General features: G+C 40.8%; 8 protein-coding genes. 1 reads left to right on the top strand and 7 read right to left on the bottom strand.

Annotated elements, in window-relative coordinates:
* Positions 1 to 50: 50 nt before the first annotated feature.
* Positions 51 to 1985: an EAL domain-containing protein gene (locus tag HRU23_03290; GenBank protein ID NRA53145.1), complete on the top strand. Its 1935-nt coding sequence runs from the start codon at positions 51 to 53 to the stop codon at positions 1983 to 1985.
* A gap of 29 nt (positions 1986 to 2014) precedes the next feature.
* On the opposite strand, the gene HRU23_03285 is transcribed toward HRU23_03290, so the two are convergent.
* From HRU23_03285 to HRU23_03255, 7 genes are all read right to left on the bottom strand, one after another.
* Positions 2015 to 3874 (bottom strand): diguanylate cyclase, encoded by a 1860-nt coding sequence (locus HRU23_03285; protein ID NRA53144.1) that lies wholly within the window; start codon positions 3872 to 3874, stop codon positions 2015 to 2017.
* Between the two features lie 211 nt (positions 3875 to 4085).
* On the bottom strand, positions 4086 to 5024 hold the full coding sequence (gene metA / locus HRU23_03280) for a homoserine O-succinyltransferase (protein ID NRA53143.1): 939 nt from the start codon (positions 5022 to 5024) through the stop codon (positions 4086 to 4088).
* A gap of 171 nt (positions 5025 to 5195) precedes the next feature.
* Positions 5196 to 5750 carry a PepSY domain-containing protein gene (locus HRU23_03275; protein NRA53142.1) on the bottom strand — a complete coding sequence of 185 codons (555 nt, stop codon included), beginning with the start codon at positions 5748 to 5750 and terminating at the stop codon, positions 5196 to 5198.
* Positions 5751 to 5827: 77 nt separating this feature from the next.
* Positions 5828 to 7807 (bottom strand): TonB-dependent receptor, encoded by a 1980-nt coding sequence (locus tag HRU23_03270; GenBank protein ID NRA53141.1) that lies wholly within the window; start codon positions 7805 to 7807, stop codon positions 5828 to 5830.
* Between the two features lie 134 nt (positions 7808 to 7941).
* A complete protein-coding gene (locus tag HRU23_03265; protein ID NRA53140.1) occupies positions 7942 to 9282 on the bottom strand; it encodes a histidine kinase sensor domain-containing protein in 1341 nt (446 codons plus the stop codon).
* Positions 9279 to 9965 (bottom strand): response regulator transcription factor, encoded by a 687-nt coding sequence (locus HRU23_03260; protein NRA53139.1) that lies wholly within the window; start codon positions 9963 to 9965, stop codon positions 9279 to 9281. Before HRU23_03260 ends, HRU23_03265 begins: the two co-directional genes overlap by 4 nt.
* 932 nt (positions 9966 to 10897) lie before the next feature.
* Complete coding sequence (locus HRU23_03255; protein ID NRA53138.1) at positions 10898 to 11923, bottom strand: IS110 family transposase; 1026 nt, start codon at positions 11921 to 11923, stop codon at positions 10898 to 10900.
* Positions 11924 to 12087: the final 164 nt, after the last annotated feature.

Below are 12087 nucleotides of genomic sequence, written 5' to 3'. Positions count from 1 at the left end.
GCTGCTAATGTTCACAAATTCGCACCAGCAAGAACTGGAGCACTAGCCCCATGACCTTATTTAAACAAATTTATTCCTTGCTGCTTGGCTTGATGTTATTAGTGATGCTCTGCTTAGTCTTTTTTCAATTTAGCCAAACCCGTGATTTTATGAATAACCAGATGACACTGGATCTCAACAATACCAGTGTATCATTAGGCCTAATTTTACAACCTCATTTAGAAACAGGAGATCAAGTCGGTGCGACAAAATTAATTAAAGTGATTTCCGAAGGGGGCTTTTATCGCCAAGTGACCTTGACTTGGCTGACCGATAATCAGCAACAAATCTGGCGCAACTCAGTAACTATACACGGTGTGCCGCAATGGTTCAGTGCGCTTGAATTATTTGGTGATCTGACGAAAACAATAACGATAAGCTCGGGACAAGTTCAACTGGCAACGCTAAAAGTTGAGGCCCACCCAGCCTTAGCTTATCAAGAGCTATGGCGTATTATGAGCATGGCCTTAGTCGTACTCGCGATATTACTGGTGCTGGTGATAGTGATATTACATGTCAGATTAAAACAAATATTAATGCCGCTATATCGTATTAGTGAATACGCCAAAGCAATCGCTAAGCAAAAATTTACCCAACAATTAATCATGCCAAAAACCACGGAGCTAAAAGAGGTCGTCACGGCAATTAATACCATATCAGATCAACTCAAAAACGTGTTTGTTACCTTAGACGATGAAGTTAATAAATTGAAACTGATCAATTTAACCGACAGGGTTTCTGGGTTGCCAAACAGACAGCACCTTTCAGGCCAAATAACCAGTTGGTTAGCAGATCCTGGGGATGGCGGACTGATCCTCGCTAAATTTGATTGGCTAGATGAAATTCATAGTAAATATGGCTATCAGGTGCGCGATGAAACGATTAAAGTATTATCAAAACGGCTGCAAAGCGAATTGCTAGTGCAAGCCGATTGTGTCATTGCTCGAATTGCCAATACCGAGTTTGCTTTCTTAGTCACCAAAGGCGATCGCCATCAACTAGAGACTTATCTGCAGTCACTAATACGTCTAATTAATCAAGAAATGTCAAAAGCGGGCTGCGAACCCAATCAGGGATTTGCACTGGGGGTTAGCGAACGAGCGCTTGGCACAACCTTGACTGATATTTTATCTCAATCAGACAACGCACTGCAGCAAGCAATTCAAGAACACCGAATTAGCCATTGGTTCGATGCGCAGCACCAGCAACAAAAATATAGCAAAGAACAATGGCGAGAAATATTGGTCACCGCTATTAGTCAAAAACAATTTTTATTACAATGGCAACCTATTTCCCATATCGACTCTAACGAAGTCATTCAACGTGAAATATACTGCCACTTAAATATCGATGGTGAACGCATAAGTGCTAGCCAATTTGTGCCCTATATTGAATTGTTTTCGTTAGGTCATAACCTAGATCAGTGTTTATTAGAAATAATAGTGCAACAAGACGTGGTGAAAATGTGCTACGAACCTTTAGCCATTAATTTAACCCATGACAGTATTAACAGCCCACAGTTTCATCAATGGCTCGCTAAATTTTTAAGAAAGTTGCCTCAAGCACATGCTCTTCATTTTGAGTTACCAGAATCGGCAGTCAACAGTAGCTTGGATCAATGTCAAATTTTATGTGAAGTGATTAGAGATAACGGCGCTAAATTTGGCATCGACCATTGTGGCCGGCAAATGGACTCACTGACTTATCTGCAACAATTAAAACCACATTACGTAAAATTGGATCAAGCTTTTGCTTTCTACGAAAGATCTGAGCATAACAATGAACTGTGTCGCGCGTTAATCAATGTGCTAAAAGGGTTAAATATTGAAGTCATTGCAACAGCAATCGAAGACAGCGACCAACTGATTAATTTTCAAAGCTTGCGGGTTGATGGCATTCAAGGTTTTATTGCACCACCGCAAGACATTAGCACGATAGCGGTATAAGTGACCAACTAGGGTCTGAAGCCTTAGGGCTAAAAACTATCACTAATACGGCGTATATTAAGTTCAGTAAAAGGCTCATTCGATTTCGCTGGCTGATAACGCAGCCATTGATTTCGGCCACTAAATTTGGCTTGCTCAAGCGCCTCAGTAGCGTGGTCGATTAACAGGGATAACTCTTGATCGACATTTGAATACTGCTCGCCGTGCTCCAATGTCCAACCAATCGAGCAACTGACAATAATCTTTTGTCGATCGATCATTATGCCATCGAGGCATTGATGAATTTTTATAATCAAGTCGGTCAGTTGTTCAGTATCTAAGCTACGGGTACAGGCAATAAAAGAGTCACCGCTATGGCGAATAACAATGCCGTCATCACTGACTAAACATTTAATTTTACTGGCAAATGCTTGCAATAAAATATCACCAAAGTCATGACTAAAGCTGTTGTTAACCGCGCTCATGAAATCTATATTAATGCACACAACCCCAAAAGGTAGCTCGCTACTCTCACTATTTTCAAGCATAGTTTTAGCTAAACTAAAGCCGTAATCAGCATTATACAGTTGAGTCAACTCATCAAAATTGCTGCGCTCGACCGTTGTCATCGTTTTACTTCGTCGATAAAAAGTAAAGCAATAAAATGATATTGATAAAACGAGTAATGCACAAACGACGATTAAAATATTGGTTAGCCCCTCAATTTTGATCATCAGCTTAATATTATTATGCTCAATTTGATTAATAACTTTAGATTGCTGACTGATTTTATTGTCAAAACGCATTTGTAAGTAAGCTTGATTAAGCTTGCTGCTGTTACCATTCACATCCGATGCTGCGGCTAAGAATTTTTTAAAATAGACCATCGCTTGTGGCCAATCCCCTGAGTGTTCAAACAACATCGCTTTCAGTCGATAACCTAACATCAACTCACTCAGCACATTTAATTGCTCTACGTCACTAAAGACGTTAGTCATAATTTTGCCGGCATTAACAAAGTCATTATCTAATATATAGGATTCAACTAATAACAAACTAGCGAAGTTAATACTCAATTTAAAATGCTGCTGCTGATACAGTGTAATGGCCTGCGTCAGTAGCTGTCGCTGCTGAGTATAATCCTGGTGCTCTCGATACCAATAAGACAGATTGACATAAGAATTAGCTAAGGCTGTTGGCTCTTTAGCATCAGTACAAAACTCGATAGATTGCGACGCATAACTCTTGGCTTTATCGTATTCTTTAGAGTTTATATAAATGTTGGTTATTGAACGTAATGCATAACACATCATCTGAGCAGAGCTCCCCTGGCGAGCAATAGACAAAGCCCGACGAGCGAAATCTAAAGCCAGAGCATATGCATTTGCTTTACTATATAAATTAGTAGCGAGGGTCAATGTTTTAAACTGTTGATGACGGGAAATTGCCAGTCGCGGATATTGATCCAAACGATGTAAATATGAAAAGGCTTGACCATAATTTTCTAATATATCAGCAATGTGCGCCCGAAAATAGGTGGCCCTAATCATGGTGGTAGTATTGGGTTGCTGCCGCATCAGCTGCTCGAGAATGGCATCGGCTTGTTCAAATTCAGTTTCTAAAATCAGTTGATTAGCTTGCAACAGCATTAAACGATGACGCTGCAATTGATCAAGTGGCTTAGCCATATTTGAAATGACAGTTAATAGCTTTTCCATTTCGACCATGTTGGTATTGATGCTCAATTCTGCCTGATCGAGCATTTGGTCAATCGATCGGGTTTGTTGAACCCGAGACTTTGATGTCAGTTCTGCTTGTTCACCTTGGCTAAAGGTAAATGAAGAAAATGTAAAAGTTAGCACTAAGGATCCGATGATCTTTAGCAGATAAATAATTTTCGATATTGCCATTAAACCCTAGCCATTATGCTACATCCGAATTTTTGATTAACGCAGGAGATACCAATTATGATTGGTGTTGGTTTGAGAGCCCACCGTTAAACCATAGGCTTGATTGACATCAAATTAATACAACGGCTATGGTAACGTAGCCGCCACAAAAAGGATAGTATTGGCGACAAAACAAACGCCAATTATGGGCCACAACATTTAAGATAGGCTGCTATTTTTCCCATGGCGTCATGGTATTTAGATCGGACAAGTCATATGGTGTTATTTGGTATACATAATAATTTAACCAGTTATTGATCATCAGATTGGCGTGGCCACTCCAGCGCCCCAACGGTGTATTGTTCGGGTTATCATCCGGATAATAACCCTTTGGCACCTCGGGCTTAATTCCGGCAATAATATCACGCTGGTATTCGTCATTTAACGTCGTTACGCTATATTCTGGGTGTCCTAACACAAACAAATTTCGTCGGTCTTTACTTACCACGATATAAGCGCCGGCGTCGCTTGAGTCAGCCAGTATTTCGAGATCAGGATGCGCAGCTAATTGCTCAACATCCATTTGGGCAAAGCGAGAATGTGGCACCCAAAATTCATCATCAAAGCCTCGCAACAACGGATCATGAATCTTGCGTCGATGATGAAGAAAGACCCCGGCTATTTTTTCTTTTCTGACAAAACGCTTAAGCCCATATAAATGATAAAATGCAGCATGAGCTGCCCAACATAAAAATAAAGTTGATGTTACATGCTGCTGCGACCAATCGAAAATTTGTTTAACTTGCTGCCAATAGTTAACCTGATCAAAATCTATTTTTCCCAGCGGTGCGCCGGTAATAATTAAGCCATCAAAATTGGTGTTTTTTATTTGTTCAAAATTTCGGTAAAAAGAGTCCATGTGATCTTGCGGAGTATTTTTTGATTCTTTGTTATGGATCCTAAGAAACTCGACATCAACCTGCAATGGGTTATTTGACAGCAAACGTAATATTTGCGTTTCAGTCTCAATTTTATTGGGCATTAAATTAAGTAAAAGCACTTTCATTGGACGTATTTGTTGAGTATTGGCGCGGCTTTCGCTCATCACAAAAATATTTTCGCCACGCAAGATCTCAACCGCAGGCAATCTATCAGGCAGGTTAATCGGCATAATATTCTACTTAAGATTCAAAAATAATGATTACAACTTACAACAAAGACATCTAGACGTCTACAATAATCTATTTAATCATCATTATTACTAGAATCATTCAACGCGCGACTGTTGAGCGTTACGCTAAATATTTTACCCGATAAACGTTTTAAGCTCGTCTGTTACATTTTATTGAAAAAACAAACTTGTTAACACCAACGTCCCCATCGAGATCGCAATAACAGATGGCTTTTTAAACTGCGGTAATTGCAAGGTAATTACCACGCCACTAATCACACTAAAAGCCAAACTAAAACCAAACATTATCGAAAACAGCTTAAACAGATTGCCAGCATAACCCTTATGAATAATCAGTAACTGTTTTAAAAAATCATGTTCGTTAACAATAAGTTTTGCGATCTTTTTATCATCCGTAGGTACCAAATTAACCTCTTGCTCATGACCATACCAATCGTGAGTACCTTTATATAAATAATAATCACTTGGTAATTGAGCATGGTTTTTATCGGCTAAGCTGACCAATACAATTTCTTTAGCCGCCAGATCTGTCTCTGGCCAACCCTGTGCTAATGGTACCAAATATTCAAATTCGGCAGTATTTTCGCCTTCAATATCAAAAAAATATAACATACCAGTGATGATATAAAGTAGCGTGATTGGCAGAAAAAAACAGGCAAAATAGGCGTGTAATTTCATCCATAATAATCGTTGTTTCGCTTTCATGGTTATTTTTCACTTAAAACAAAAAAAGTGGCTACTGCACCCAATGCAGTAGTCACTTTAATTTAAGGACAATGGCGTTAGAATTTATAACTAAGCGATAAACGAACGTCTCGCCCGGCTTCGTAGACTCCGGAAACCGTCGCAAATACCTCGCTGTAATCACCGACACTCGAATGATCAAGATATTGCTCGTCAAACAGGTTTTTCACCGTCAAGTTAACCGTTAATGTATCGTTGCTTAGTGGTAACCATTGCACGTAAACATCATGAACTTGGTAACCATCTTTATCGAGCATCAAGGTTGCGTCGGTCCAGCCTAACTCAATAGCACGCTGTAATACTTCAAGATTGTTTAAATCTTCAACGTAGCTAAAGTGCCAACCAAACTCGATATCGTTAGACAAAGCATAGTTAACATTAAGGCCCCAGGTATCACCACGGGCATTACCTAAACCAACGTGCTCATAACCTTCCACATCATCGCCATTGAGTTTGATATCATTGTGACTAAAGCTAGCGCCAAGCTCTAAACCTTGATACCAATAGTTTGCCTTTAACTCAAAGCCCTTGGTTTTCAAGGTACCGACATTTTCATAATAAGTGCCTTGACCATTTTGATCCAAGATCACGTTATCAATATCACTTTGATAAACCGCGGCCGATACCTGCCAATTGTCCTGTTGATAAATTAAACCAATTTCCGTATTTTCAACTTCTTCAGCGGCTAATTCAGGATCAATCACGGCGCCATTAAGGGTGAAAGCGTCGCCAACTTCTTTGCCACGCATTGCTTGTGCATAACTTAAGTTTATTTGCCAATTATTATTAATATCGTAATTAAGGCCAACATTAGGACTAAAACCATCGCTATCAATGGTGCTGCCGGTATTTTGTTGCTCTAAATCGTATTGATCATAACGTAGCCCAAAACTCAAAAGTAAGTCATCATGCAGCTGCCAGTGGTCTTGAATATAAAGGCCAGCGACTGTGCCTGTTTCTTGTGCTTCTTCACCGCCACCAGGTTCAAGCGAGCCTGAATCGACGGTATCTTTGCGGTATTCGAGCCCATAAGTTAATGAATGAGCGGCTAAGTGACTGGTATTGCGAATATCGAAACCATGAGATTTAACTTGCCCTTCAAAAAGCCCCCACCTGCCATCTTGGGTAACAGACGATTGAGTATGGTAAATGCTTGTTTCTAAGTTGACTAATTCACTGGCTAACCACTGATGATTAAAGACCAACGTATCACGCTCGCCAGTGATCGGATATAAAGTAGCACCCTCTAAAATGACCCAGTTAGGTTTACTGCTAAGCTCACCTTCTTCAACACGATTTTCATAACTGAGGCTAATGGTCTGGTTGTCGCTAAGCTCACCGTTAATTTTTACAAAGCCCATGCTTTGCTCTGCGGCTGTGCCAAATATCTCGTTGCCCTTGCCATCTTCGATGTTATCGCTATCGACTTTGACGTAAGAGCCTAACAAGCCCCAGTTATCATTTAATTTACCATACAGCGTACCGCTGGTTTTAAGACCATCATTGCTAAAGTAACCAGCTTTAATCATGCCGCCAAATTGCTTGTCATCCTCAAGCAAGTCATCGACATTTTTTGTTTTAAAACGAATCGAGCCACCAATAGCGCCCGCGCCACTGGTGGCTTCACCAGCCCCGGCTTGCACTTCAACTGCTTGTAATAACTCAGGCTCAATCGAAACACGACCAACATGGTGAAATAAGCTACTGGTTTGAGGCGCACCATCAACGGTGACATTTAATTGGGTATCTTCTAAACCACGCACAAAGATCTTTTGTGCAATACCAGTACCACCGACAGTGACCGCAGGATCCTGACGAAATATTTCAGATAAATTATTCGCTTGATATTTTTCCAAATCTTCCGCTGTTATCTCGGTGTTGGTTGCTTGGCCAACCACTACCAGAGCTTCAATTTGTTCTTTATCACTTTGTTTCATTTCTTGTGCTATCGACGTTGCTGGGGTCAGCGCTAAAGAAACGGCGATTGCCAGTGGTGTTAAACGCTTATTCAAATACATTGGTTTCATAACCTGCCTTTATGTAAAAATTCACATCAACTAACTTATTGAGTGCGAATTATTACCATTTACAGCAAAATTGAAAGCGCTTTTACAATTGTTACATTTGAAACCACTGTTATGCAGGTATATAACTAGGCCTTAGGCACCTTAATCGTCATTAGCAGACCCCCAGTGGCGACATTGCTCGCGATGACTTGTGCTCTAATTGCCGCTAATTGACGTCTTGCTAACGCCAAGCCTAAGCCGAAACTATTGCCCTGCGCCGCTCTAGACTTATCAACGCGAAAGAAAGGTTTAAAGATAGTGGCTAAATATTTATCGGGCACCCCTGGGCCTTGATCAATAATCTTGATATAAACGTCATTATCATTTTCAGACACCTTAATCGTGACTGTTTTACCGCTTGGGGTATAACGTAACGCATTGCGCAGAATGTTTTCTATACCCTGCCCTGCGGCACGATGACTGCTATTTTCCACCACCGCACTATCAAGAAAATCACACACGATCTGTCGATCAGGAAACTCAAATCTAGCGTCTTCCACTAACACATCAAGCAAATCAATTAACTCAAGCGACTCTTGCTGTAATTCGGGTTGTTCATTTTCAAGCCAAGCGAGATTGAGGGTGTCTTCCACCAATTTTCGAATATGTTTAGATTCACGATCGATCCGATCGATATTATCAGCGACATCAGCAGTCGATTTTACCGCCTCTAATGCAATATCTAAACGGGTCAATGGCGTTCGTAATTCATGAGACAAATCAGCAATAAGTTGGCGCTGGCTAATAATCTGTTCACCAATTCGGATTGCCATTTGATCAAATGCACTGGCCAAATCTGAGAAATCATCATTGCGATCGCCTACTAGCTCTTGAGCGCGGGTCTGGAAATCTCCTTTACTGAAATGTTTTGTCGCGATTTGTAATTGCGATAATGGTTTTAAAATGTGCCGATAAAGCATGAAAGTGAGCAACGCCAATAGAATGGTCGGTAAAATAATTTGAAACGCAACTTTGGTGTGCCGCCAATAAACGCCAGGCCTCATTCGATCGGGTAAACGGATCAAAAAACTCGCCTCTTTAGCTTTGAATGGCACTTCCATCACAGGATTAGCAGTAAAATATAAATGTATTTTCCACTCGACATTACGCCCCATATTGTAACCATCATGCAGCCTTTCCATCGCTTTTGATCCTGCCAAGTGGGTGATTTTATGACTTGCAATAACGACCGAGGTTTCTTCTTGTTCTGCTAATGCATTAGCCCAGCTATCAAGCGCCTGTTGGTCACCATTAAGGTATAAACGTTCTGCTTGCGCGCCCCACTCGTTTAACTTTTGTCGGTCGTCGAGTGCTAAATAACTCATACCGTCTTCTGTTTGAGAGGTCAGCAAACTGATGACATAAAATAGCGCTACCACTGCGGTTGCAATAACTAAGCACAACTTCCAATATAAGCGACGGTTCATATTAAACAATACCCCTTACCATGACTTGTTTGCAGCCGATCACCTTGCCACTTGGCGTCATTTAATTTGCGCCTCACTCGGCTTAAATGCATATCGAGACTGCGATCATAAGCGGCCATATTTCTATTCAAAACACGTTGATATAAATAGGCTTTACTGAGAACCTCATCGCGATTAAGCACTAATTCCCACAACAGTTTAAATTGAATAGGGGTAAACTCTAAGGTCTTTTTATTAACAACCACGCTTTGCTGACGATGGTTAATCGTCAGGCCATCAAGCTGTATTTCAATCTTTGACAATTCACTTTGCACATATTGACTGCGCCGTAATAATGCTTCAATTCGCAGCAGCAACTCTACGGTACTAAAAGGTTTAGCCACATAATCATCAGCCCCATGACTAAACCCTTGAATTTTCTCTTGTTCGGCACCTTTTGCGGTCACCATGATGACCGGTGTTTGACAGGACTTGCGTAATATTTTTAATAATGAAAAACCATCGCGCTCGGGTAACATCACGTCAAGTAAAATAAGGTGATGCTGGCGCGAAGCAGCGCGCAACAAGCCTTGCTCACCGTCAAAACATTGCTCGACTTCATAACCTTTCGACCTTAACAACTCAGCCAGCTGTTCGTTGAGAATAGCGTCATCCTCAATCACTAAAATGTTCTGCACATTCATCACCTTACTTCTAAGAACAAAGTGTAAGATATTAATCAATTGAGATTTTAGTATCAACACATATCGAAGTGATAATGATATCTACTCACATTATCATTAGGGTGGTGGTTAAGTTAATTAAGCACAGTTGTACCCTCCAAATGCTAGATGCGCAAAAGGCTGCGTTCGTTAGAGTGGAGCCTTTTACAAAATAGGCGATTGGTAATGCCGTCTACGTTAACCATGTTTCACTGACTAGCTCGCCGACATGGATGTCGGTAGTAGAGCAATGCATTAGCCCAAGGATGGGCGTAATTAGGATAATACAGGAGCAATTACCGAGGCGCTTTAAGCCTGTGGCATCATACCTGTCATTGCAATTAACCAAATCTAGATGCGCAAAAGGCTCCGTTCGTTAGAGCGGAGCCTTTTACTAAATAGCTAATTGGCAATGATGTGCAAGCGACTGCATGGATGCAAGAGGTAGAGCAATGCATGGAGCACATTGCCGAGATGCACGAGTGCCGCGAGCACAGGATGTGCAAGAGCGGTGGCTAAGTCGTTCTTTGCGTGGCTACGAGCAATATCTCGCACTGACTCCGTCAGCGACGAACACCCGTTAGTATTCTTTATAGACTTAAAACGAAAAAAGCCCCAGTCTTTCGACTGAGGCTCTATTCTAATACCATATATGGACCCTCTCCTATTGCAAGACAATTTAGATCTTTGAAATAGAGTACATTGCAGCCATATATCCGGCTTTTTATGAGGCAATATTATTGCCTCTAGCCCTGATGGATTTCCGCCCCTATCACCTCATCAATTCTCGCGGCTTATTTACAGCCCTTGGTATTATAAGGTTTCCTATAGGGCAGTGCTGAACTGTATCCCATCAATCTCTATTATCGAGCAAATAAAAAGGTAAATCTTACTACTAGGTCCTTACGTTCTGCTTACTTCTGAGTGTTGCTAAATTTGTAGTTTTCTTGGTGATGTAACATCGCCCAAGCCATTCTTGCCATTTTATTGGCCAGTGCTACCGTCGCGTTATTGAAACTACTTCGCCCTTTTATGGCTTTAGCCCATAAACTGACCCTATCTGTTTTATTATCACAGTGTCGTAACGCGGAGCGTGCACCATTAATTAACTGCGTTCGTAAATAGGTATTTCCACGCTTGCTAATTCCCATCAAATTGGCTTTACCACCAGTTGAATGTTGCCGAGGGACAAGGCCAAGCCAAGCGGAAAGATGACGACCGCTATTAAAATCTTTACCATCGCCGATACCTGCATATAAGGCTGTCGCGTTAATTGGGCCTATGCCATTCATCGTACTAAGCTGCTTACAAATATCATACTTATTGCATATGCTTAATATTTCTTTATCAACGACTTTTATCTCTTGCTCTAGTTTGTTTAATTCTTCATATAAATCATTAAAATAACGTCTGGCGTTAACGCTTAATTCATTGTCAGCTGCTTCAATCAATCCTGGTAATTGAGATTTCAGATGATGAACACCTTTTGGAATAACCAACCCGTATTCTGCTAACAGCCCCCGTATCTGATTACTCAGCGCCGTTCTGTTTTTCATTAACCGCTCTCTGACTCGGTGCACCATTTGAATATCTTGCTGCTCTAAAGATTTAAGTGGCACAAAACGCATGTTCTTTCGCTGTGAAGCTTCTGCTATTGCTTCGGCATCGTTATAGTCATTTTTATTGCCTTTTCGATATGGTGTAACAAACTGTGGCGCGATAGCTTTCACCACATGCCCACAACGAATAAGTACTCTTGTCCAATAGTGAGTACTGCCACAAGCTTCCATAACGACAATACCAGGCGCTAAGTTAACAAAGTAATCAGCGACTTTTTTCCTAGTCAGCTGTTTTCTTTTAAGCAACTTGCCGTTTTTGTCCATCTGAACCAAATGAAAAGTAGATTTGGCGATATCTAAACCAATTGTTATATTGTTCATGTGACCCTCTCTTCTTTTATATAGATGCTCAACACCTATATTGGCTCTTTTGAAGCTGAAAGTGGAGCGGAGAGGGTCCATACCATTAATTCCGTTAATTTTGTGATCTAATGCGGCTTATGTAAAGGGAGCGTATATGACTCAAACTATTTCACAATTAATTG

The organism is Gammaproteobacteria bacterium (genome assembly GCA_013214945.1).
Lineage (GTDB): Bacteria > Pseudomonadota > Gammaproteobacteria > Enterobacterales > Psychrobiaceae > Psychrobium.
The sequence above is the reverse complement of the archived record's forward strand: the minus strand, read 5'-3'. Positions and strand labels throughout refer to the sequence as shown.

Coding starts and splice junctions, on each gene's coding strand:
- HRU23_03290 (NRA53145.1), top strand. CDS start 51: ATGACCTTATTTAAACAAATTTATTCCTTGCTGCTTGGCTTGATGTTA.
- HRU23_03285 (NRA53144.1), bottom strand. CDS start 3,874: ATGGCAATATCGAAAATTATTTATCTGCTAAAGATCATCGGATCCTTA.
- metA (NRA53143.1), bottom strand. CDS start 5,024: ATGCCGATTAACCTGCCTGATAGATTGCCTGCGGTTGAGATCTTGCGT.
- HRU23_03275 (NRA53142.1), bottom strand. CDS start 5,750: ATGAAAGCGAAACAACGATTATTATGGATGAAATTACACGCCTATTTT.
- HRU23_03270 (NRA53141.1), bottom strand. CDS start 7,807: ATGTATTTGAATAAGCGTTTAACACCACTGGCAATCGCCGTTTCTTTA.
- HRU23_03265 (NRA53140.1), bottom strand. CDS start 9,282: ATGAACCGTCGCTTATATTGGAAGTTGTGCTTAGTTATTGCAACCGCA.
- HRU23_03260 (NRA53139.1), bottom strand. CDS start 9,965: ATGAATGTGCAGAACATTTTAGTGATTGAGGATGACGCTATTCTCAAC.
- HRU23_03255 (NRA53138.1), bottom strand. CDS start 11,923: ATGAACAATATAACAATTGGTTTAGATATCGCCAAATCTACTTTTCAT.